Origin of the sequence: Nonomuraea sp. B5E05, from assembly GCF_039880665.1 — a bacterium.
Lineage (GTDB): Bacteria > Actinomycetota > Actinomycetes > Streptosporangiales > Streptosporangiaceae > Nonomuraea.
The window spans coordinates 16,611-37,850 of record NZ_JBDPMJ010000017.1 but is presented as its reverse complement, the minus strand read 5'-3'; the positions used below and the strand labels follow the sequence as shown (position 1 = coordinate 37,850).

General features: G+C 71.9%; 21 protein-coding genes. 16 read left to right on the top strand and 5 right to left on the bottom strand.

Annotated features, from left to right (window positions below; translation table 11 throughout):
- Nucleotides 1–12: 12 nt before the first annotated feature.
- Nucleotides 13–315, bottom strand: a complete 303-nt coding sequence (locus ABGB01_RS28425; RefSeq protein ID WP_347776586.1) for a hypothetical protein — start codon at nt 313–315, stop codon at nt 13–15.
- 126 nt (nt 316–441) lie between these two features.
- Between ABGB01_RS28425 and ABGB01_RS28420 the strand changes: the two genes are divergently transcribed.
- The 5 genes from ABGB01_RS28420 to ABGB01_RS28400 all read left to right on the top strand — a co-directional run bounded on the left by ABGB01_RS28420 (nt 442) and on the right by ABGB01_RS28400 (nt 4,715).
- The gene (locus ABGB01_RS28420) at nt 442–1,332 is read left to right on the top strand and encodes a sigma-70 family RNA polymerase sigma factor (protein WP_347776744.1); all 891 of its coding nucleotides are present in this window, start codon (nt 442–444) and stop codon (nt 1,330–1,332) included.
- A 194-nt stretch (nt 1,333–1,526) separates the two neighbouring features.
- On the top strand, nt 1,527–2,192 hold the full coding sequence (locus ABGB01_RS28415) for a glycosyltransferase family 2 protein (RefSeq protein WP_347776585.1): 666 nt from the start codon (nt 1,527–1,529) through the stop codon (nt 2,190–2,192).
- The gene (locus tag ABGB01_RS28410) at nt 2,189–2,827 is read left to right on the top strand and encodes a TIGR04282 family arsenosugar biosynthesis glycosyltransferase (RefSeq protein WP_347776584.1); all 639 of its coding nucleotides are present in this window, start codon (nt 2,189–2,191) and stop codon (nt 2,825–2,827) included. Before ABGB01_RS28415 ends, ABGB01_RS28410 begins: the two co-directional genes overlap by 4 nt.
- Nucleotides 2,824–3,828, top strand: coding sequence for an NAD-dependent epimerase/dehydratase family protein (locus ABGB01_RS28405; protein WP_347776583.1), 1,005 nt, complete (start codon nt 2,824–2,826; stop codon nt 3,826–3,828). Before ABGB01_RS28410 ends, ABGB01_RS28405 begins: the two co-directional genes overlap by 4 nt.
- A 404-nt stretch (nt 3,829–4,232) precedes the next feature.
- A complete protein-coding gene (locus ABGB01_RS28400; protein ID WP_347776582.1) occupies nt 4,233–4,715 on the top strand; it encodes a hypothetical protein in 483 nt (160 codons plus the stop codon).
- Between the two features lie 158 nt (nt 4,716–4,873).
- On the opposite strand, the gene ABGB01_RS28395 is transcribed toward ABGB01_RS28400, so the two are convergent.
- A complete protein-coding gene (locus ABGB01_RS28395) occupies nt 4,874–5,191 on the bottom strand; it encodes a hypothetical protein (protein ID WP_347776581.1) in 318 nt (105 codons plus the stop codon).
- Between the two features lie 308 nt (nt 5,192–5,499).
- Here ABGB01_RS28395 and ABGB01_RS28390 point away from each other — a divergent pair, with 308 nt between their 5' ends.
- Nucleotides 5,500–6,399, top strand: a complete 900-nt coding sequence (locus ABGB01_RS28390; protein WP_347776580.1) for a class I SAM-dependent methyltransferase — start codon at nt 5,500–5,502, stop codon at nt 6,397–6,399.
- A gap of 34 nt (nt 6,400–6,433) precedes the next feature.
- Here the strand turns inward: ABGB01_RS28390 and ABGB01_RS28385 are convergent, their stop codons facing one another.
- The gene (locus tag ABGB01_RS28385) at nt 6,434–7,555 is read right to left on the bottom strand and encodes a Gfo/Idh/MocA family oxidoreductase (RefSeq protein WP_347776579.1); all 1,122 of its coding nucleotides are present in this window, start codon (nt 7,553–7,555) and stop codon (nt 6,434–6,436) included.
- Nucleotides 7,540–8,247 (bottom strand): ThuA domain-containing protein, encoded by a 708-nt coding sequence (locus ABGB01_RS28380; protein WP_347776578.1) that lies wholly within the window; start codon nt 8,245–8,247, stop codon nt 7,540–7,542. Before ABGB01_RS28380 ends, ABGB01_RS28385 begins: the two co-directional genes overlap by 16 nt.
- A 114-nt stretch (nt 8,248–8,361) precedes the next feature.
- Between ABGB01_RS28380 and ABGB01_RS28375 the strand changes: the two genes are divergently transcribed.
- The 10 genes from ABGB01_RS28375 to ABGB01_RS28330 all read left to right on the top strand — a co-directional run bounded on the left by ABGB01_RS28375 (nt 8,362) and on the right by ABGB01_RS28330 (nt 18,049).
- Complete coding sequence (locus ABGB01_RS28375) at nt 8,362–8,832, top strand: PPOX class F420-dependent oxidoreductase (protein ID WP_347622623.1); 471 nt, start codon at nt 8,362–8,364, stop codon at nt 8,830–8,832.
- Between the two features lie 233 nt (nt 8,833–9,065).
- On the top strand, nt 9,066–10,028 hold the full coding sequence (locus tag ABGB01_RS28370) for a DUF6772 family protein (RefSeq protein WP_347776743.1): 963 nt from the start codon (nt 9,066–9,068) through the stop codon (nt 10,026–10,028).
- Nucleotides 10,029–10,036: 8 nt separating this feature from the next.
- Nucleotides 10,037–10,375, top strand: coding sequence for a hypothetical protein (locus ABGB01_RS28365; protein ID WP_347776577.1), 339 nt, complete (start codon nt 10,037–10,039; stop codon nt 10,373–10,375).
- A gap of 12 nt (nt 10,376–10,387) precedes the next feature.
- The gene (locus tag ABGB01_RS28360; protein ID WP_347776576.1) at nt 10,388–11,935 is read left to right on the top strand and encodes an ABC transporter substrate-binding protein; all 1,548 of its coding nucleotides are present in this window, start codon (nt 10,388–10,390) and stop codon (nt 11,933–11,935) included.
- Between the two features lie 34 nt (nt 11,936–11,969).
- Entirely contained in the window at nt 11,970–13,019 is a 1,050-nt protein-coding gene (locus ABGB01_RS28355) for a LacI family DNA-binding transcriptional regulator (protein WP_347776575.1), read from the top strand.
- Complete coding sequence (locus tag ABGB01_RS28350; protein WP_347776574.1) at nt 13,016–13,942, top strand: ABC transporter permease; 927 nt, start codon at nt 13,016–13,018, stop codon at nt 13,940–13,942. Before ABGB01_RS28355 ends, ABGB01_RS28350 begins: the two co-directional genes overlap by 4 nt.
- Complete coding sequence (locus ABGB01_RS28345) at nt 13,942–14,811, top strand: ABC transporter permease (protein ID WP_347776573.1); 870 nt, start codon at nt 13,942–13,944, stop codon at nt 14,809–14,811. Before ABGB01_RS28350 ends, ABGB01_RS28345 begins: the two co-directional genes overlap by 1 nt.
- Before the next feature lie 3 nt (nt 14,812–14,814).
- Nucleotides 14,815–15,834 (top strand): ABC transporter ATP-binding protein, encoded by a 1,020-nt coding sequence (locus ABGB01_RS28340; protein WP_347776572.1) that lies wholly within the window; start codon nt 14,815–14,817, stop codon nt 15,832–15,834.
- The gene (locus ABGB01_RS28335; protein ID WP_347776571.1) at nt 15,821–16,858 is read left to right on the top strand and encodes a dipeptide ABC transporter ATP-binding protein; all 1,038 of its coding nucleotides are present in this window, start codon (nt 15,821–15,823) and stop codon (nt 16,856–16,858) included. The genes ABGB01_RS28340 and ABGB01_RS28335 overlap by 14 nt, the downstream gene beginning before the upstream one ends.
- 3 nt (nt 16,859–16,861) lie before the next feature.
- A complete protein-coding gene (locus tag ABGB01_RS28330; RefSeq protein ID WP_347776570.1) occupies nt 16,862–18,049 on the top strand; it encodes a phospholipase D-like domain-containing protein in 1,188 nt (395 codons plus the stop codon).
- Nucleotides 18,050–18,101: 52 nt separating this feature from the next.
- Here ABGB01_RS28330 and ABGB01_RS28325 read toward each other — a convergent pair whose 3' ends face one another.
- On the bottom strand, nt 18,102–21,203 hold the full coding sequence (locus ABGB01_RS28325) for an NEW3 domain-containing protein (RefSeq protein ID WP_347776569.1): 3,102 nt from the start codon (nt 21,201–21,203) through the stop codon (nt 18,102–18,104).
- Between the last annotated feature and the right edge of the window lie 37 nt (nt 21,204–21,240).

The window sequence follows — 21,240 nt, the reverse complement described above, 5'->3', positions numbered from 1 at the left end:
GCGCGCCGCGGGTCACGTGTCGTACACGTGGTGGTGGACGGCCCGGGGCTCCTTCTCCAGCAGGAAGGCGTCGTCGAAGTCGTAATATTTCGCGACGGTGACGTCGTCGCCGGCGAAGGCCTTGATCGCCTCCTCCGAGTCCCAGAACGTCAGCATCTGGAAGTGGGCGACCTCGCCGTCCAGGCGATGCAGCACGTAGGCGCCCCGGTTGCCGGGGGTCGACCGGTAGTCGGGGAGCGCGACCTCCCGCATCAGCTTCAGGTAGTCGCCGGACTTCTCCGCCGGGGTGGCGCCATTCCAGATGCGGGCGATCATGGGCTTCCCTTCCCGCTCACGCGTTCCTGCCGTACGGGTACACATTAGGGTTCGCCGGATCCGTCACCTTCGCCGGGTCCGTTCCGTCAAGGAAGGGAACGACCCTGATCGAAGGATGACGTGACCGTGGACGCTGACGAGTTCCTGGCCGAACGATTCGCAGAGCACCGCACCCACCTGAAGGCGGTGGCGTACCGGATGCTCGGCTCTCTCACCGAGGCCGACGACGCGGTGCAGGAGGCGTGGCTGCGGCTCAGCCGTACGGACTCCGGCGCGATCGGTAACCTGGGCGGCTGGCTCACCACGGTGGTCGGCCGGGTCTGCCTGGACATGCTGCGCGCACGCGCCGCGCGCCGCGAGGCCCCTCTGGAGCAGCGGCTGCCCGATCCGGTCGTCAGCCCCGAGGACGGCGGCGACCCCGAGCAGGAGGCGCTGATCGCCGACGCCGTCGGCCTGGCGCTGCAGGTGGTGCTGGATTCGCTGCGTCCGGCGGAACGGCTGGCCTTCGTGCTGCACGACATGTTCGCGGTGCCGTTCGAGCAGATCGCCACGATCGTGGACCGCTCCCCCGACGCGGCCAAGAAGCTGGCCAGCCGGGCCAGACAGCGCGTACGAGGGACGGTCCCGTCGCCCGACCGCGACCCCGTACGCCAGCGCCGGGTCGTCGACGCCTTCCTGGCGGCCGCTCGCGAGGGTGACTTCGCCGCGCTGCTCGCCGTCCTGGATCCCGACGTGGTCCTGCGCATCGACGCGGGCGCCTTCGCCGAGGGCGGTTCGTGGACGATCAGCGGCGCCGCCGCGGTGGCCGGGCACGCCCCGAACTTCCAGCGGTTCACGACCACCCACACCGTGCAGCCCGTGCTGGTGAACGGGGCGGCCGGACTGATCAGCAGCGAGGACGGCCGGCCGCGATCGGTCCTCGGCTTCACCGTCGCCGACGGCAGGATCGCCGCGATCGACATCCTCTCCGACCCCGAGCGTGTCGCGCGGCTCGACCTGGCCCTGCCGCGGGACTGACGGCGGCGGTCCGGAGACACCCGGCGTCCCCCACCCGCCCGGACGATGCGTCTCGCGGACGGGCCGCAGAGGGCTGGAGCCGGCGGCCCGGCTGCCGCGGCCGGTTCTCCTGATGGCTCTGAGCTGGTCATTTCTCGGAAAGACGGCACCCGGCGCAAGGGTGCGAACCGGGACATCGCAGTAGCGTCGGCGGCATGAAGATCGACGTGGTGCTGCCCTGCCTCAACGAGGCGGCGGCCCTCCCGTGGGTGCTCGGGCGGATGCCGCACGGCTTCCACCCGATCGTGGTCGACAACGGCTCGGCCGACGGTTCAGCGAAGATCGCCGCCGAGCTCGGCGCGACGGTGGTGAGCGAGCCGCGGACGGGGTTCGGCGCCGCCTGCCACGCCGGGCTCGCCGCCGCCACCTCGGACGTCGTGTGCTTCATGGACGCCGACGCGTCGCTGGATCCCGAGCAGCTGCCCCGGGTGAGCGGGCCCGTCATGGCCGGCGAGGCCGACCTCGTCCTCGGCCGCCGGGTCCGCCGGCCCGGCGCGTCGTGGCCGGCGCACGCCAGGCTGGGCAACGCCGTGCTGGCCAGGCGGCTGCGCCGCCGTACCGGTGCCCGGCTGCGCGACCTGGGGCCGATGCGCGCCTGCCGGCGCGTCGCGCTGCTCCGGCTGGGGATCGTCGACCGGCGCTTCGGCTACCCGCTGGAGATGGTCCTGCGCGCGGGGGCCGCGCGCTGGCGCATCGTCGAGGTCGATGTCGACTACCTGCCCCGCAACGGCCGGTCGAAGGTGACCGGCACCGTACGCGGCACCCTGCGGGCCATCGGCGACATGCGGCGGGTCATGACCCGCCAGGACGGAACCGCGTGAACCAGACTCAAATCGTCGTGATCGCCAAGGAGCCCGTGCCGGGGAAGGTCAAGACCCGGCTCGTCCCGCCGCTCACCCCCGAGGAGGCGGCCGCCGTGGCCGGGGCCGCGCTGGAGGACACGCTGCGCGCGGTCGCCCAGGTGCCCGCCGTACGCCGGGTGCTGGTCCTCGACGGCGCCCCCGGAGCGTGGCTGCCCTCCGGATTCACCGTGCTCCCGCAGCGCGGCGGCGGCCTGGACGAGCGGCTGGCGGCGGCCTTCGAGGACGCGTACCGGCTGCTGCCCGTCCCCGTCGTGCTGATCGGCATGGACACCCCGCAGGTCACCCCGGACCTGCTGGCCGAGGCCGTGGCGCTGCTCGACGGCCGCGACGCGGTGTTCGGCCCCGCGAACGACGGCGGCTTCTGGCTGCTCGGGCTGCGCGACCCCGACCCCGCGCTGCTGCTCGGCGTGCCGATGTCGGAGCCGGACACCGGAGAGATCCAGCTGCGGCGGATGGAGGAGGCGGGGATGAGCGTCGCGTCGCTGCCGTGCCTGACCGACGTGGACACCATGGCGGACGCGATCGAGGTGGCGGCGCTGGCCCCGCGCTCCCGCTACGCCGCCGCGCTCGCCGGGACCGGGACGCGACTGTGACCGGCGCGCGCAACCGGACGGTGGTGGTGACGGGCGCCGCCGGGTTCGTCGGCGGTCACGTGGTGGCGGCGCTGGAGGCGTCCGGTCACGAGGTCGTGCCGCTCGACCTGCGCTCCGGCGGGGACGTACGCGACCCCGTACTGCTCGACCGGGTGCTGGCGGGCGCCGGCGCGGTCGTGCACCAGGCGGCCAAGGTCGGTCTCGGCGTGAACGTGGCCGACCTGCCCGGATACGCCTCGACCAACGTGTACGGCACGGCGGTGCTGCTGGCCGCGATGGCCGCCCGCGACGTCAGGCGGCTGGTGCTGGCCTCCTCCATGGTGGTCTACGGCGAGGGCGCCTACGACTGCGCGCGGCACGGCCGGGTGCGGCCCGGCCCGCGCTCGGCCGAGGACCTGGCTCGGGGGGCGTTCGAGCCGTGCTGCCCCCGCTGCGGCGACCGGGTGCGCTACTCCCCCATCGACGAGGACGCGCCGGTGGATCCGCGCAACGCCTACGCCACCACGAAACTCGCGCAGGAACACCTCGCCGCCAACTGGGCGCGCGAGACCGGAGGCACCGCGGTCGCCCTCCGCTACCACAACGTGTACGGCCCCAGGATGCCGAGGGACACCCCCTACTCGGGGGTCGCGGCGATCTTCCGGTCGGCACTGGAGGCCGGTCGTGCGCCCCGGGTGTTCGAGGACGGCGGGCAGACGCGCGACTTCGTCCACGTCCGCGACGTCGCCGGCGCCAACGTCGCCGCCCTCGCCGGTGGCCGGGCGGGGTGCCTGGCGGCGTACAACATCGCGAGCGGGGAGCCGCACACCGTCGGCGAGCTCGCCAGGGAACTGGCGGCGCAGCGCGGCGGGCCCGAGCCGGTCACCACCGGGGAGTACCGGCTGGGCGACGTGCGCCACATCGTGGCCGCGCCGCACCGGGCCGCCGCGGAGCTCGGCTTCCGGGCGCGGATCCGTTTCGCGGAGGGCATGAAGGAGTTCGCCACCGCACCCCTCGCGTGAGCCGGACCACCACCGCCACACTCACCGGAGCCGGACCATCACGGCTTCCGCATCACCCGACCCGGTGAACCTTCGTGGACACCCCACTAGCGAGGCCGTTCATCCCCACCGACCGCGGCGGGAACGAGGGAAAGGACATGACGACCTGAGGCCCGGTAAGTAATGCTCCGCGAACGTATGTCGAAAAGGCGCCGGGCGATACGAACTTTCGTAGCGTGTTTTGGTTCTTCGGTCTAGAAGCTGCGCGTGTTCATCTGGGAAAGCCGACAGGTGTGGCCGCGTACGCCTCTGCGGTCCGCCCGGAACGGCCATCATTTCGGAAAAAATCGAACTCACGCCAATGACTTTCCGGCCCGCGATAACGTCTCCGAACGTTGATCAGAAAACCTGTGTTCAGGAGGACTATGATGATTCGCCGAGCCGCCACCCTCGCCCTGGGCTGCGTCGCCGGCCTGGCGCTGACCATGCCGGTCGTCGCCCAGGCCGCCACGTCCGCACCCGCGGCGAACCTGGTGCGCTACTACAACGGGGCCAAGCACTGGAGCACCACCGGCGAGGCGCCCGGCGGCAGGTACAAGGCAGAGGGCGCCGTGACGATCCTGGCCAAGCCGGCTCCGGGCACGGTCCCGCTGTACAGCTGCATGGCCGGTCACGCCAAGCTCGACCAGTTCCTCAGCCTGCACCGCCGCTGTGAGGGCGACGCCAACAGCTTCCTGAGGCTGGAGGGCCACCTGTACGCACAGCCCACCGCCGGCTTCACCCGGCCGATCTACCGCTGCCACTGGGTGGCGGCGAACAGCCACTTCTTCTCCCTCAAGTCGGACTGCGAGGCCACCGCCACCACCAGGGTGACGGCCGAGCACCGGCTCGGGTACGTGCGCGGCTGACGCCGCCGCGAGCCCGATCCACTCCCGCATCGGCCCGTTGAACGGGGTCGGGGCCCGCGAGCACGCGTATCAGCATCAGCTCGCGGGCCCCGACGGCAAGGCGCCCAGGTCAGGAGCAGAACGCTGTCACGTACGTCGCGCCCACGGCACGTGCCCGGTCAGCCGCTGATCGCGGAGGCCGGCGCGAGCCGTACCGTGAAAGCCGGTTCGGGGTGGGGGATCTCCGGCAGTTCGACCCTGACGCCGTTCGTGGTGGCGGTCCAGGGCAGGGTGGGGCCGTGCTCGCGCAACCGTACCTCGGCGCCGGGGTGCAGGGTGAGGTCGAGCTGCGTGACGTGGTAGGCGAGCGTGTCAGTGTTCGGTACGTCCTCCCCGAACGACCACGGCGGCGCGTAGGCGGGGATCGAAGCGGGACCCCAGACCACCATGACGCCGAACTTCGCGTCGTCGAACGACTGTGGGGGCGTGTTCGCCATTGATGAGCTCCTCTCGGAAGTATCACGGTGTCCGCCGCGATCGCGCGGCGGCCGGCAGCCCGGAAAAGGAAAAAGCCAGTCCCGCCCACGGCTGTAATAGGTGCCGGAGCACAGCCCATAGTCCGTCTCGTCCATACGCAAATAACGGACAGAGCTGCGCCCGAACGCGTGTCGCTTGGCCAGGCAGGACCATTTCCGGTTCGCCTGGCAGCGATGCTACGAATCTGTTGTTCCTCGTTCACGCTGAGCATTCACGCGCATGGGAAAAGCATTGGCACGCGTGTTCGCCCCGTCGCTAGCGTGTCGCCGTGACGTACGAGAACCCCCTGGCCTACGTGCTCGGCCTCGAAGGCATGGCTCTGATGCGCTCCTTCACCGGGGAGCACGACCGCGCGTTCGTCGAGGCGCGCATCGCCGAGATCCGGCGCCTGCTGGACGATCCGGCACTGGCCGATGCCTCCGTCGACGTCGTCCGCGTCGACACCGTCGAGGGCTATCGGATCTGGTCTCGGACGTACGACGACCCCAACTCGGCGTTCTCCTACGACGAGCCGATCGTCGAGGAGATCGTCGGCACGTTGCCGGTGGGCCTCGCCCTGGACGCCGCGTGCGGCACGGGCAGGTTCGCCGCGGCCCTGGCCGGTCGCGGCCACCAGATCATCGGCGTCGACAGCTCGCCCGACATGCTCGCCCGCGCCCGCGAGCGGGTGCCGGAGGGCGACTTCCGGCTCGGCCCTCTCGACCGGTTGCCGGTCGAGGCCGCCTCCGTCGACCTGATCGTCTGTTCCCTGGCGCTCACCCATGTCCCCTCGCTGGATCCGGTGCTGGCCGAGTTCGCCAGGGTGCTGCGCCCGGGCGGGCACGTGGTGATCTCCGACATCCACCCCGAGGGCGTGGCTCGCGGCATCATCCCGTCGTTGCGGCTGCCGGACGACCGGCCCGCCCGCGTGGCCACCTACCACCACAGGATCGGCGACTACGTACGCGCCGCGCTGGGGGCGGGACTGGAGGTGCGCCGTTGCGAGGAGCCTCGGGAGCCCGGCGCCGAGGTTCCCGAGCCGCAGGACCCGCCGAGGGAGCCCGGGTCCCCGGTGCCCTGGGACCTGTGGCCGTGGGTCCTGGTCGACCATGCGCCCGAGGCGGCGCGGGCGGCCATCGACGGCGTCCCCGCCATCGTCGTCTGGCACCTCCAGCGCCCGGCTGCCTGATCGTGGACAGGTTCACCACCACCTGCCCGCACGCCTACGGCAGGCCGTCGAGCCCGCCGGCGAGGGAGCGCAGGGCCACGGGCGGGGGGCGTTCGCAGGTGCTCGCGATGGTCACCGCCGTGCCGGAGCGCGCCGCGTCCAGCAGCGACTCCATGACGTCGAGCACGTGGAAGGCCAGCGATCCGCCCGCGCGCGGCTCCGCGCCGCGGGCCGCGTGCAGGCCGGTCGACGCGAGGTCCGCCAGTCCCACGCCGCGCCCGGCCTCGACATAGCCGGCCGCCGCCGGCAGTTCCCGCCAGCCCTCCTCCCCCAGCACCGACGCCAGGACGGCGCCGTCGAAGTGGTTGGGGTCGGGTACGACGAGCGAGCCCTTCTCCCCGTGCACCTCGATGTTGGGCGACCTGGTCGCGACCCCGTCGAAGCTCATCACGAGCGTGGACAGCGCCCCTGACGCGTGCACGAGCACCCCGGTGACGTGGGTGTCGACGCTGACCGGGATCTCCTCGCCCTGGCGGGGGCCCGAGCCGATCGTGCGTTTGGCCCGGGTGCGCCCGGCGGCGCCGACGACGGTCGCGACCGGCCCGAGCAGCGTCACCAGGCAGGTGACGTAGTAGGGGCCCATGTCGAGCAGCGGGCCGCCTCCGGGGGCGTAGTAGAAGTCGGGGTTGGGGTGCCAGCGCTCGTGGCCCGGCGTCATCATCGTCGCGGTGGCCGCGACGGGCCGCCCGATCAGGCCGTCGTCGATCGCCTTGCGCGCGGTCTGCGTGCCCGTCCCTAACACCGTGTCGGGCGCGCAGCCGACGCGCACCCCGGCCTCGCCGGCCGCCTGCAGCACCCGCGCGGCGTCGGCCACGTTCGCGGCCAGGGGCTTCTCGCAGTAGACGTCCTTGCCGGCGGCGATGGCCTGCAGCGCGACCTCGGCGTGGGCGGCCGGGACGGTCAGGTTGAGCACGACGTCGACGCGCGGGTCGGCCATCAGCTCGGCCACGCTCAGCACGTCGGTGCCGGGGTAGGGCCGTACCGCCTCCCGCGCCCTGTCGAGGTCGAGGTCGGCCACCGCGACCAGCCGCACCTGCGGCAGCCGTTCGATGGTGCGGAAATACTGGGCGGAGATCGCGCCGCACCCGACGACGCCCACGTTCACCGGCTCGCCCACACCATGCCCCTTTCGATGACGGTGCGTACGCTGTCGTGCTGGAGCACGTCGACGCTGTGCCCCGGGGTCGCGACGAAGATCCGGCCCTTGCCCCACCGCCGGGTCCAGATGGCGGGCGAGGTCACCTCGCGGTGCCACGGGTCCCACGGGCGCACCCGCTGCGTGGTCGTGGCCAGCACGTCGACGTAGTCGTCGGTCAGCACCCAGTACTGCTCGGTGACGAGGTCGAAGTCGGCGATGCCCTCGGTGATGGGGTGGCCGGCCGCCTCGGGCGACATGTTCACGGTGTACGGGACGAAGTAGTGCTCCTGCGTGCCCGCGTCCTCCGCGTCCGGGCCCTTGCCCGGATGGCAGGCGAACTGCCCGCCGATGAGGTGCAGGTAGTCGGAGGAGTTACGGAAGGAGTCGGCGATGCCGCCGTGCCAGCCCGCCATCCCGGTGCCGGCGCGGATCGCGGCCTCCAGCCCCTGCAGCTCGGCCCGCTCGATCGTGCCCATGGTGTAGCACTGCACGACGAGGTCGACGCCGGACATGAACGCGGGGTCCGCGTACGGTGCGGGAGAGTCCGCCTTGACCACCTCGAACCCCTGCTTCTCCAGGAAGGGCACGAAGAGTTCCGTGGCCTCGACGGGAGCGTGCCCCTCCCAGCCTCCCCGCACCACAAGGGCTTTCCTGCCGTTCTCACCTGTCATGCCATCACCCATCGTTCTGTGGTCAACGACTCCGATGGTCGCATCCCGCCCCGCGTTCCAGGAGGCCGGGCCGGTGAAAGGATCGTGACCTCAGCTGAGTGAAAGGCACATGAGATGGCTCCGAACATCGCTACCGCACGCCGCGTCGAGCTGCCCGAGCTGCTCGAGTTCCTCCGCCCCAGGCATCACGGCCTGCTGTCCACCACCCGCGCCGACGGGCGGCCGCAGCTCTCGCCGGTCTCCTGCGGCGTCGACGCGGGCGGCACGATCGTGGTCTCCACCTATCCCGACCGGGCCAAAGCGCGCAACGCCCGCCGTGACGAGCGGGCGTCGATCTGCGTGCTGTCCGACGACTGGAACGGCCCGTACGTCCAGGTGGACGGCCGCGCCGAGGTGCTCGACATGCCGGAAGCCCTGGAGGCGCTGGTCGAGTACTACCGGTGCATCGCCGGCGAGCACCCCGACTGGGACGAGTACCGGGCGGCCATGCGGCGCCAGGACAAGTCGCTGATCCGCCTGCACATCGAGCGCTGGGGGCCCATCGCGACCGGCGGGTTCCCCGCGCGCCTGGTGTCCGGGGACTGAGACCCGAACGTCCTGACGATCGGGCGGCGGCTCCGGGTGGCGCCGCCGCCCGATCCCCTGACCACGACGCCGAGCACGGCGCGCGAAGCCACGACCTGTCGCCGGGAATGTCCGCGTAGGTCCCTTGACATCCGCAATTGGGAGAGTTAGCGTCCTCGAAACCTGGAATTAACGTTCACGTGAACGTTCATCCTCCCCAGGTAATTGTCGACGAGAAGGACGCCCCCTTGAGCGTGGACACCACCCGTGTTCCGGCCGATGATCTCCGGCGCGCGCTGATCGCCGCAGACCCCAAACTCTCCAAGTTCAACCCGCTCCCCCGCATACTCGCCTTCGACGAGTTCACTACAGGAACGCACGGCTGGTGCGAACTCATCGGAAACCACGACGGCCACGGAAATCTCGACACGGTCGACGTGCACATGCGCGACTTCCGCCCGCCGCAGCTCAGCGCGTGCGATTTCTTCGACATCGGCACGCACGCCGCGATGAGCGGGAATTACGCGCTCAAGGTCGCCACCCGGCCGGTGACCGGCCACACCGCGGTGGCGATCCGCCGGCTGACCATGGCCAGGCGCGGGGTGGTGCAGTTCGAGACGTACTTCACCTACAAGAGCGAGGCGGCCACCGCCGAGTCCTCGCTCGGCAACAGCTTCGGCGACATCGAGTGGGACGGCAACCTGCACCCGTCCGAGGCTCAGTTCGGGGCGTTCACCGTGGCCACGGACCTGTGCGACGGCGAGGGCATCCGCTATCACTGCGTCGCCCGCTACCAGAACACCGACCTGGACCACAACTTCACCAGGCGCTGGATGTACCCCGTGGTGCCCGAGCCGACGCCCAGGGAGAACCTGCACAACCAGGAGAACCTGTCGCCCACCGAGGACTTCACCGCGCCGAACCCCGAGGACTGGCACCCGCTCGACGAGGAGCCGCAGTTCCTCTGCTACAACGAAGTGCCGACCAAGGTCAACTGGCACTATCTGCGCTGGCAGTTCGACACCAGGACCCGGACGAACATCGAGTTGCAGGTCAATGACCGGATCATGGACATGCGCCAGGTCCCGGTGCCCGCCTATCCCGACAAGTACGACGGCCTGGAGAACCTGCTCAATTTCTACGTGAGCGTGCGCACCCATTCTCCGGTACGCAACTTCCTTTTCCTTGATTCCGCACTGATTTCCGTGGATTGGTGAACACCGGCATGAGGCACGCTCTTACCGCCGTTCTTGAGCGCAACACCACTTTCACCGCAGATTTCGTGACCGAGCCGTACGAAGCCGGGTGGGCCGCGGAGGCGCGCTGGTTCGTACGGACCCTGGCCCTGGAGGGCGACACGCCCGCCCTGCGGCTGACCGCCCAGATCTCCCCCGACGGGCTGCACTGGTGCGACGACGACGGGAGCGCCGAGCAGGTCGCCACGGAACCAGGGCTGGTGTCCATGCGGGTGCGCGAGTTCGGCCACTGGTTGCGCCTGCGGGCCACGCTGACCGGCGGCGACCCGAAGGCCAAGGTCCTGATCTACCTGGCACTCAAGAGCTGAGAGGAGTTCGACATGACGGCAACGGAGGGAGTGGGCAGGCGGCGGTTCCTGGCCCTCCTGGGAGCCGGGGCCGCCGGCGTCTCCCTCCCCGCCCTCGTCACCGGGTGCGCCCCCGGCGGCAAGGAGACGGGACCCGCCGCAGGAGGGAACCGGCCGCTCAGCGCCGCGTTCTACCAGGCGATCAACGATCTGGACCCGCACGGCCCGAGCGCCGTGGACGAGGCGTCGCTGCTCGCCAACCGGCAGATCTACGACACGCTCGTCGCCTGGGACGGCCAGAAGGCGGCGCCGAGCCTGGCCACGTCGTGGCGTCAGCCCGACGACACGACGTGGGAGTTCACCCTCCGCGACGGCGTCGTCTTCCACGACGGCGGCAAGCTGACCTCGGCCGACGTCAAGGCGTCGCTGGAGCGGCTGGCCGCCTCCGACGGCCCGCAGAAGCCGCTGTGGTCCACGGTGGACACGATCAAGGCCCCCGACCCGCGCACCATCACGATCACCACGAAGGAGCCCGCCGGCACCCTGCTGGTGAACCTGGCCCTCGCCTTCATCCTGCCCGCCGCCCAGATCGGCAAGGGCGACCTGTCGCGCAACGCGATCGGCAGCGGCCCCTTCGCCGTCGAGTCGTTCACGCCCTCGTCGCAGCTGCTGCTCAAGCCCGCGCCCGGCTATTGGGGCGGGGCGCCCGAACTGGCCGGCCTGCGCCTGCCGTACATCCCCGAGTCCTCCACGCGCATGACGTCGCTGCAGAACGGCGAGGTGGACGTCACCTGGATCATCCCGCCCGACGAGCTCGAACGGCTGCGCGGCGTCGACGGCGTGAAGATCGAGAGCGAGCCGGGCGTCAACTACTTCCTCACCTGGTTCAACTGCGGCAGGAAACCCTTCTCCGACCCGCGCGTGCGCCGCGCGCTGCTCCACGCGCTCGACGTCAAGACCATCGTCTCCAGCCTGTACGGCGACGCAGCCGCCGTCATGGACGCCCCGATCCCGTCCGCCGTCTTCGGTCACGCCCCCCAGAAGCCCTACGCGTACGACCCCGACCTGGCCAGGCGCGAGCTGGCCGAGGCCGGTCACGGCTCGGGGATCCGTACCTCGATGATGTGGTTCAAGGACACCGGGCCCCTCGCCACCGAGCTGGCCCAGTCGATCATCTCGGCCTGGGCCAAGGTCGGCGTGGTCGTCGAGCCGCAGCAGATCGAGAAGGCGGCCTGGCTCAAGCGGCTCACGGCGCTCGACTGGGACATCGAGCTCCAGGTCAACACCGTGACCACCGCAGACGCCGACTACACCCTCGGCCGGCTCTACACCAGCGAGGCCAACCGCATGGGCTATGCGAACAAGGAGCTCGACGGCATCCTCGCCAGGGCCAAGGCCACCTCCGACCAGGACGAGCGAAAGTCGCTGTACAGCCGGGCATGCGAGATCATCTGGCGTGACGCGGTCGGCGTCTTCCCCGCGGCGCTGGCCGCCACGTACGGGCTGCGCTCCTCCGTCGCGGGCTTCGTCCCCGCGGCCAACAGCCAGCCCGAGTTCCGCACGGTGTCGGCCACCGGGTGACCCGTGCGAGACCAGACCCCAGCCCGGGAGCGCCATGCGTGAGGCACGCCGTACGACACTGAAGGACATCGCCGAGAGCCTCGGCGTCTCCGTGAACACCGTCTCCAGAGCCCTCGCCGACAAGGACAGCGTCGGCCTGGAGACGCGCAAGCGGGTGAAGGCCGAGGCCGAGCGGCTGGGCTACGTGCCCAACTCCACGGCCAGGTCGCTGGTCCTCGGCTCCGCGAGCACGCTCGGCATGGTGATCACCAATCCGTCCAACCCGTTCTACGCCCAGCTCATCAGCGGGATGGAGCAGCACTGCCGGCGGCACGGCTACTCCTTACTGCTGATGGCGACGGAGGAGAGCCTGGCCAACGAGCGGCGCGCGGCCGAGGAGCTGCTTCGGCGCGGCGTGGACGGGGTGCTCGTGGTGACGGTGCAGGAGGGGGCCGAGCACTGGCGGCGCTTCCGCGCGGCCGGCGTCCCGCTGGTCCTGATCAACCGGGACGTGCCCGAGCTCAACGCCGACCTGGTGGGCGTCGACCACGTCAAGGGCGGCTACGAGGCCGCCAGGCACGCCGTCGCCAAGGGCGCCAGGAAGATCTACTTCCTGGAGGAGGATCTGGACGTCTCGGCGGTCGCCGACCGCGTCGAGGGTTACCGGCGGGCCATGGCCGACAGCGGCCTGCCCGTCGAACCCGACACCATGATCCGGGTGCCGACCCGGCGGCTGGAGCAGAGCGCGATGCCGTGGGACCCGAGCGAGGCGTACCGGCTGGCCAGAGAGGTCGTGCGGTCCGCGCAGCGCCCGATGGCGTTCGTGGCCGGCAACGACTATTTCGCGCTCGGCGTCTACCGGGTCGCCGACGAGGCCGGACTGCGGATCCCCGACGACATCCTGGTCGTCGGCTACGGCGGCCACCCGTTCGCCCCCTACGTGATCCCCTCGCTCACCACTGTGGAGCTGCCCGCCGCGGACATCGCCGTGTCCGCCGTCGACCGCATGTTGCGGCGGCTCGGCGCGGCGGCCAGGGCGCCGGAGCAGGTCCTGTTCCCGCCCCGGCTGGTCGTGCGGGCGTCGAGCGGCGGGGGTGGCACATGACCGCCTACCTCGGACGGCGGCTCGCCCAGGCGCTGCTCCAGATCTGGGGCGCGATCACGATCGTCTTCATCGCGCTGCGCGTGCTGCCCGGCGACCCGGCCGAGCTGATCCTCGGCAGCCAGGCCACGCCCGAGGCGCTGGAGGAGCTGCGCGGCAGCCTCGGGCTCGACGAACCCCTGCTCGTCCAGTACGCCGCCCACATGCGGGACGTCGTCGTCCTCGACTTCGGCCACTCCTGGCGGCAGAGCGTCAGCGCCCTGGACGCCTGCCTGGAGCGCCTCGGCTCGACCCTGTCCCTGTCGGCGTGGGCGATGGTGATCACCATCGTGCTGGGCTTCGCGGCCGGCACGTTCGCCGCCCGCCGCGCGAACACCTGGGCCGACCACCTGGTCTCGGTGTCGTCGCTGGTCGGCCAGGCGCTGCCGCCGTTCTGGATCGGCATCATGCTCTCGCTCATCTTCGCGCGCTGGTTGCAGATCCTGCCCAGCACGGCCGACGGCACCATGGTCAGCCTGCTGCTGCCCGCGTTCACGCTGGCGCTGCCGTTCGTGGGCTGGCTGGGCCGGCTCGTACGCACCGGGATCCTCGAGGAGATGAACCAGGACTACGTCCGCACGGCCCACGCCAAGGGCATGAGCCCGCGGGTGATCTTCTCCATCCACGTGCTGCGCAACACCCTGGTGCCGGTGGTGACCATGCTGGGCCTGCTCATGGGCTACTTCATCGCGAACGGCGTCATCGTCGAGGTGATCTTCGCCTGGCCCGGGATCGGGTCGCTGCTCATCGACTCGATCACCTTCCGCGACTACGCCGTGGTCGAGGCCGTCCTGACCGTGATCACGGTCTGCTACATCCTGCTCAACCTGCTGGTCGACGTGCTCTACGTGTATCTCGACCCCAGGATCCAGTTGGAGAACGCCTGATGACAGTGAACGTGCGAGGCGCGACGCTCGCCGGCCGGCTGGCCGCGCTGCCCCTGCGCGCGCACCTGGCGCTCGGGACCGTGCTGCTGTTCGTGCTGGCCGGACTGCTCGGGCCGCTGCTGGCGCCGTACGACGCGGCCCGCACCAGCCCGGTCGACCGGCTGCTGCCGCCGGGCACCCGGCTGTCCGACGGCGCGATGGCGTGGCTCGGCACCGACCAGGTCGGGCAGGACCTCCTGGCCGAGGTGCTGGCCGGGATGCGCACCTCGCTGACCGTGGCGCTGGTGACCGTGGCCGTCGGCGGAACGGTCGGGCTGCTGCTCGGCCTGCTCGCGGGCTACTTCGGCGGCTGGGCCGACGGGATCATCTCCAGGGTCGGCGACATCCAGCTCGCCTTCCCCAGCCTGCTGCTGGCCATCCTGCTGGCCGGGGTCCTGGGCCCCAGCATGGTGAACGTGATCATCGCCCTTGCGGTCACCCGATGGGTGATCTTCGCCAGGGTGGTGCGCGGCTCGGCGCTCGCCGTGCGCGACCGGGAGTTCGTGGACTCGGCCCGCGTGATGGGCGCCTCCCACGCCCGCATCCTCGCCGGCTACATCCTGCCGTCGTGCCTGCCTCCGCTGATGGTCGCGGCCACCGTGCAGGTCGGCCTGACCATGGTCGCCGAGGCGTCGCTGAGCTTCCTCGGCCTCGGCGTGCCCGCCGGGCAGGCGTCCTGGGGCTCGACGATCGCCGAAGGCCGCGACTACCTCGCCTCGGCCTGGTGGATCGCCGCCGTGCCGGGCGCCGCCCTGGCGCTCGTCGTGGTCAGCATCGGCGTCCTCGGCGACCTGCTGCGCGACGCCTCCGACCCGATGACGGAGCTGTGACCGATGAGTGAAAGGGCGAACGGATCCGCGGCCCCGCTGCTGGAGGTCGAGGACCTGGCCGTGGAGTTCGACACGCCGGCGGGGCCGCTGCGGGCCGTGCGCGGGGTGTCCTTCGAGGTCGGCGAGTGCGAGACGCTCGCGATCGTCGGCGAGTCCGGCAGCGGCAAGAGCGTGACCGCGCAGGCGCTGATGGGGCTGGTGCCGCAGGCGGCGCGCATCGTGGGAGGGCGCGTCTCGATCGAGGGCCGCGACGTCGCCGGGCTGTCCGGCCGCGAGTGGCAGGCGCTGCGGGGCGAGCACATCTCCATGATCTTCCAGGATCCGCTGAGCGCGCTGAACCCGTCGCTGACGGTGGGCTACCAGATCGCGGAGATGTTCCGCAGGCACCGCGGCACCGGCCGGGCGGAGGCCCGCCGCCGGGCGGCGGAGCTGATGGCGCAGGTGGGCATCCCCGATGCCGAGCGGCGGCTTGACGACCATCCGCACCGCTTCTCCGGCGGCATGCGGCAGCGGGTGATGATCGCGATGGCGCTGGCGCTCGACCCGCGGCTGCTCATCGCCGACGAGCCCACCACCGCGCTGGACGTGACCGTCCAGGCGCAGATCCTGCGGTTGTTGCGGCAGCGGCAGCGGGCCGAGCGGCTCGGCATGGTCCTCATCAGCCACGACCTCGGCGTGGTCGCGCGGGCGGCCGATCGGGTGGCCGTCATGTACGCGGGCCGCATCGTCGAGACCGGCACCGTGGCCGAGGTGTACGAGCGGCCCGCACACCCGTACACGCTGGGCCTGATGCGGGCGGTGCCCGACCCCCGCGACCTCGGCGCCCCGCTGGAGGCGATCGAGGGCCGGCCACCCGACCTGGCCGCGCGGCCCGCCGGCTGCGCCTTCCACCCGCGCTGCCCGTTCGCCAGGGACGTCTGCCGCACGGACGACCCCGCCCCGCGCGAGCTCCGCGAGCTCCGCGCTGGGCGGACCAGTGCCTGCCACTTCGCGGAGGAGGTGATCGCGCATGGCCGAGGCTGAACCCCTGCTGGAGCTGTCCGACCTGGTGACGAGCTATCGCCTGCGGCCGGGGATCGGCCGGCCCGGGGGCGAGGTGCGGGCCGTGGCCGGCGTGAGCCTGACCGTCGGCGCGGGCGAGACCGTCGGGCTGGTCGGCGAGTCCGGATGCGGCAAGTCCACGATCGCGCGGACCATCGTCGGCCTGGTGCGCCCGTCCGGCGGCAGGGTCCTGTTCGACGGCCGCGACCTCGGCGCCCTGCCCGCCAAGGAGCTGCGCAGGCTGCGCCGCGACATCCAGCTCGTCTTCCAGGACCCGTACGCCTCGCTGAACCCGCGCATGACCGTCGACGCCCTCATCAAGGAGGCGTGGCGCATCCACCCCGGGCTGGTGCCGCGCGAGCGGTGGGACGACGAGGTGCGCGCCCTGCTGGAACGCGTCGGCCTGCGCCCCGAGCACGCCGGCCGCTACCCCCACCAGTTCTCGGGCGGGCAGCGCCAGCGCATCAGCATCGCCAGGGCACTGGCCGTGCGGCCCCGGCTGATCGTCTGCGACGAGGCCGTGTCCGCGCTCGACGTCTCGGTGCGGGCGCAGATCCTCAACCTGCTGCAGGAGCTGCAGCGCGACCTGGGCGTGTCGTACCTGTTCATCTCGCACGACCTGGGCGTCGTCCGGCACCTGTGCGACCGGGTGGCGGTGATGTACCTGGGCAAGATCGTCGAGACCGGTTCCAAGGAGGACATCTACCGGAACCCGGCCCACCCGTACACGCAGGCCCTGCTGTCGGCGGCGCCCAGCCTGGACGACTGGCGGGCCGACGACGAGCGCGACGAGATCGTCCTGACCGGAGATGTTCCCTCACCGTTGCGCCCGCCGACAGGCTGCCGTTTCCGTACGCGCTGCCGGCGGGCCCAGGATCGGTGCCGCGACGAGGAACCGGCGCTGGTCGAACGGGACACGGGTCACCCGGTCGCCTGCCACTTCCCCGGAGCACTTCCGCCCCCCGCCACGACGGCGCCCGAGAGCGGCCGTCTCACGAAGGAGTGATCCATGCCAGGCAAGGTCCTGCCCGCGCTCGCCACAGGCGCCCTGATGGCCACCGCCGTGCTCGCGGGCGCAGGCCCGGCCGCCGCCTCCGCGAGCACCTGCGCGGACGCGCCCGCCACGCCGGTGACGACGGCGGCCGTCTTCAACGACCCGGTGAGCGGCGACGGGGCGGCGCTCGTCCAGAAGCTCTGTGGCCTCGTCAAGCAGACGCCCGCGGGCGCCCGCATCCAGGTCGCCCACTTCGTCATGTCGGGCGCCGCGGGCGCCGAGTTCGCCGACGAGCTCGTCAAGGCGCACCAGCGCGACGTGGACGTACAGGTCGTCCTGGACGGCGACAGGCGCGGCGCGGCCGTCGCGGAGAAGCTGGCGGCGGCGCTGGGCACGGACACCTCCGCGCGCTCCTGGCTGCACGTGTGCACCGGCCCGCCCTCCGGCGGCACCGCCGCCTGCATCGGTAACAAGGGCCAGCACAACAAGTTCTACCTGTTCTCGCGCACCGGCCACGCCTCCGCGGTGGTGGTGCAGTCGTCGGCCAACCTGACCGACCTCAACTCCACGACGTACTGGAACAACGCGGTCGTCCTGCCCGGCAACCGGCGCCTGTACGACGCCTACGCCGGCTACTTCGCCGACCTGGCCGCCGAGCGCAAGAACCTCGACTACTACCGGGTCGTCCAGACCGGCGGGCCCGGCGGCTCCGTACGCGCCCACTTCTTCCCCAAGGCGAGCGGCGACCCCATCGTCGACGAGCTCGGCAAGGTGTCCTGCCGGGGCGGGACGACGATCAGGGCCGGCATGTCCGAGTGGGACGCCTACCGCGTCGCGATCCCGCAGCGGCTGCGTGACCTGGCGGCCCAGGGCTGCACGGTGCGGATCGTCTACGGGATCATGGACGACGAGGTCAAGGAGCTGCTGCGGGCCGAGCCGCGCGTCGAGCTGCGCGCCCTCGGCGACGGGGGCGCGCTGCCCGGCCGCGTGCACTCGAAATACCTGCTCATCGAGGGCTCGTACGACGGCGACCGCCACGCCCGCTGGGTGTTCACCGGCAGCCACAACTACAACGAGACCTCGTTGCGCCGCAACGACGAGGTGCTGCTGCGGCTGAACAACCGGAACGTCTACGGGCAGTACGTGGCGAACTTCGAGCGCATGCGCGAGGTGGCCGCACCGGCGGCCACGCCCCAGCCGTAACCGGCACGGCCGCGTGAGCGGCACGCCCGGCACGCCCGGCACGCCCGGTCCGTCACGGCACGGGCCGCACGGACGGCCTGGTCCAGCCGCTGCGGCCCTCCAGGGCCGTGATGGCGATCGTGCCGGACGTGCCGCGCAGGCCGAAGCCGTGGCGGAAGCCCTCGCGGGCCTGCGGGGTCGCGAGCGTGTCGCCGATCGAGGCGGTGCGCAGCCGCCGCCACTCGCCGGTCGCGCCGCCCGTCCCCGCCGCGCCGGGTGCGCGGCCCGTCGTGGCCGCGTCGGCCGTTCGCGCCGTCCGGGCGAAGGAGGTGATGGTGTCGCCGGACAACACCAGCGCGAACCGGTCGCCGGGCTCCAGGGTCAGCGCGGCGTCACCGGGCGTGTCGAGGAACCGGCCGCCGACCCGCACGTTGATGCCCGACTGCTTGCGGGTGTGGTTGTACCAGGCGGTCACGTAGTTGTCCTGGTCCTTGACCCAGCCGACGAACACGCTGTCCTCGGCGCTGCCGGTGCCGGCGAAGGTCCCGGCCGTCACCATGCTGATCGCGTCGGCCGACGACGGCCCCGCCGGTCCCGCGACCACGCCGAAGAACGGCCGGGCGCCGCTGCCCGCGAACCTGCCCCCGCCGACCGTGATCTCCGGCTCGGCCTCGGCGCCTTCCGGCCGGTGCACGGTGTAGCCCGCGGAGGTGTCGGTGGCGAACGTGTCCTCCACCTCGGCCTTCGCGTACGCGGCCGGGTCGAGCTCCCGCTCCACGTGCGCGTACGCGCTCACCGCCCGCGCCTGCCGGTCGTAGGTCGCGAAGGCGCGCACGGGGTGGACGTCGGGGCGCGGCCCGACGCCGTCCGGCGGCGACACCCGCCAGCGCACCGTGAACTCGCCGCCCGGCCGCACCACGGGGGTCTCCGTCCTGCCGCGTGGCTCGGCGGACCAGCCGGGCGGCACGGCCAGCTCCACCTTCACCTTCGTGGCCGGCCCGCGGCCGTGGTTGGCGAACGTCGTGGTCACGGCGGCGGGCGTGCCCTGCCCGGTGACGGTCGCGTCGAGGCTGGTGTCGCCGGCGGCGGGCGACCACGCCTGCAGCTCGGTGACGCCGACGTACGCGCCGGGCTGCGGCACGAACACCAGCCGGATCGCGGTCGTCGTCAGCTCGGGGAACGTGACCCGGTTCAGCGCCGCGCCGGCGGGCCGCTCCGGCGTGCGCGCCTGGCCGGGCACCTCGCGCCACGCCCCGCCGTCCAGGAACTCCAGCCGGTACGACGCCGGCGCCCGCACCTCGCCGCCGTCGTCGTAGGTGTGGAACCGCACGTCGCTCACCCGGGTCGGCACGCCGAAGTCGACGCCGAGATGGTCCTCGGCGTTCGGCGAGCGGTGGTTCGTCCACCGGCTGTGCGGGATGTCGTCGTAGAAGATCCGCCCGTCCACGGCGTCCCACACGCTGTCGATGGCGCCCGTGTAGGAGGCGAACGGCTTGGGGTGATCGGTGTCGTACGGGTTGGCGGCGTCGTTGCTCGGGCGCGCGGAGCGGCCGGGAGCCGGGGCCGGCACGCGGGCGGCCAGCTCGCCGAGCCCCGGCCGGGTGGCGGCGAGCCTGCCGTCCACGTAGAGGCGCAGGCCCTTGCCCTGGCCGTACCTCGTGCCGTCGCGGTCCCACAGGACCGTCACGTTGTGCCCGTGGTAGGGCACGTTCTCCAGCGCGAAGTGCGTCCACCCGGCGGGGGCCAGCGGGTTGACCACGACCTTGCCGCCCGCCTGCGGGCGCAGCCCGATCAGGCCGCTGATCACCAGGTCGTTGAAGGTGGAGTGGTTGTAGTGCTCGCTGTGGCCCTTGCCGTCGTAGATCCAGCGCGGCTCGTCGGGGTGGTGCGCCTCGGCGACGTACGGGCGGCCGTCCTTGTACTGGGTGAGCGCGTAGCCGCGCAGCAGGCGGTAGTAGTCGGCGGCGGTCACCACGTCCTGGTCGCGCTCGTTGAGCAGGTTGGCCAGGCCGGTCAGCGTGGTCGACGTCGAGTACGGCCAGCTCGGCCCGTTCCAGCGGCAGCAGCCGCTCAGCGCGTCCTTCATGAACAGCGGGCTGCGCCGCTCGGCCGTGGCCGGCCCGTACGGCGCGGCGAACCCCTGCGGGTCGAGCAGTTGCGCCCACGCCCGCTCGGTGCCGGGCCTGGCCATGCCGAACGCCCACGGCACGAACCCGATCTGTTCCCTGGTGGACACCAGCTTCTGCTCGGGGTCCAGGTCGGCGCGGGCCTTGTGGTAGAAGAACCGCCGCTCCTCATCCCACAGGTGGCGGTGCAGGGCGTCGCGCAGCGCGTCGGCCCGCCGCCCGAACGTCTCGGCCAGCGACCTGTCGCCGCGCATCTCGGCGATCGCCGCGATGGCCCTGGCGTCGCCGTACTGGTAGGCGTTCAGCGTCGGCCGGTAGCCCGCGCCGCCGTGGTAGGGGTCCTCGGGGTCGGTCTCGTAGGAGGAGGCGGTGAACTCCATCGCGTCCCACACCGGCACCGACCAGTAGAGGCCGAGCCGCTCGTCGTACTGACCGCCCCACTTGTCGTACTGGCGGACCAGGTCGGGCAGCAGGTTCTCGACGAAGGGCGCGTCGCCGGTGACGAGGTAGCGCTGGTAGGCGGCGTCGGCCGCCCACCACGCGTACTGGTGGGCCCAGTCGTCGGTGTCCTCGTTGACGAAGTCCTCCTTCGGCTTGGGGCCTGCGCCGGGGCCCTGCAGCCAGTAGGTGAGGTAGTCGTCGATCGGGCGGGGGTCGCGCAGCCAGCGGCCCTCGTACACGTGGTGGCCCGCGGCGGCGACGATGCCGCCGAGCGGCGCGGCGTAGCCGGGGGCGTTGTGGAACTCGGTGACGATGTGGCCGGTCGCGGAGTCGGTGTAGCGGATGTGCCGCTTGAAGGTGCTCCAGCGGTAGTAGTAGACGTCCTGGATCTGCTGGTCGGGCACGTCCAGGAAGGGGATGTTGGCTTCGTACCACTCCGGTTCGGCGAGGCCGGCCAGCAGCGCGCGGTGGTCGAGGAAGTCCGTGCCCCTGCCGACCTCCGGATACGTCGGCGGTGGCTCGGGGGCGGCGGCCGCCGGGGCGGGGATCAGGGCGTGCGGCGCGGCGAGCACCGCGAGCATCGCCAGCGCAGCGGCCGTGCGTCTCATGGTCACCTCGGGCGTTCTCGGGGGTGACGGCGACCGG

Bases quoted from the DNA above. Each gene is read 5' to 3' on its own strand.
- ABGB01_RS28425 (WP_347776586.1), bottom strand. From the start codon at position 315: ATGATCGCCCGCATCTGGAATGGCGCCACCCCGGCGGAGAAGTCCGGC.
- ABGB01_RS28415 (WP_347776585.1), top strand. From the start codon at position 1,527: ATGAAGATCGACGTGGTGCTGCCCTGCCTCAACGAGGCGGCGGCCCTC.
- ABGB01_RS28400 (WP_347776582.1), top strand. From the start codon at position 4,233: ATGATGATTCGCCGAGCCGCCACCCTCGCCCTGGGCTGCGTCGCCGGC.
- ABGB01_RS28395 (WP_347776581.1), bottom strand. From the start codon at position 5,191: ATGGCGAACACGCCCCCACAGTCGTTCGACGACGCGAAGTTCGGCGTC.
- ABGB01_RS28380 (WP_347776578.1), bottom strand. From the start codon at position 8,247: ATGACAGGTGAGAACGGCAGGAAAGCCCTTGTGGTGCGGGGAGGCTGG.
- ABGB01_RS28375 (WP_347622623.1), top strand. From the start codon at position 8,362: ATGGCTCCGAACATCGCTACCGCACGCCGCGTCGAGCTGCCCGAGCTG.
- ABGB01_RS28365 (WP_347776577.1), top strand. From the start codon at position 10,037: ATGAGGCACGCTCTTACCGCCGTTCTTGAGCGCAACACCACTTTCACC.
- ABGB01_RS28360 (WP_347776576.1), top strand. From the start codon at position 10,388: ATGACGGCAACGGAGGGAGTGGGCAGGCGGCGGTTCCTGGCCCTCCTG.
- ABGB01_RS28355 (WP_347776575.1), top strand. From the start codon at position 11,970: ATGCGTGAGGCACGCCGTACGACACTGAAGGACATCGCCGAGAGCCTC.
- ABGB01_RS28350 (WP_347776574.1), top strand. From the start codon at position 13,016: ATGACCGCCTACCTCGGACGGCGGCTCGCCCAGGCGCTGCTCCAGATC.
- ABGB01_RS28345 (WP_347776573.1), top strand. From the start codon at position 13,942: ATGACAGTGAACGTGCGAGGCGCGACGCTCGCCGGCCGGCTGGCCGCG.
- ABGB01_RS28340 (WP_347776572.1), top strand. From the start codon at position 14,815: ATGAGTGAAAGGGCGAACGGATCCGCGGCCCCGCTGCTGGAGGTCGAG.
- ABGB01_RS28335 (WP_347776571.1), top strand. From the start codon at position 15,821: ATGGCCGAGGCTGAACCCCTGCTGGAGCTGTCCGACCTGGTGACGAGC.
- ABGB01_RS28330 (WP_347776570.1), top strand. From the start codon at position 16,862: ATGCCAGGCAAGGTCCTGCCCGCGCTCGCCACAGGCGCCCTGATGGCC.
- ABGB01_RS28325 (WP_347776569.1), bottom strand. From the start codon at position 21,203: ATGAGACGCACGGCCGCTGCGCTGGCGATGCTCGCGGTGCTCGCCGCG.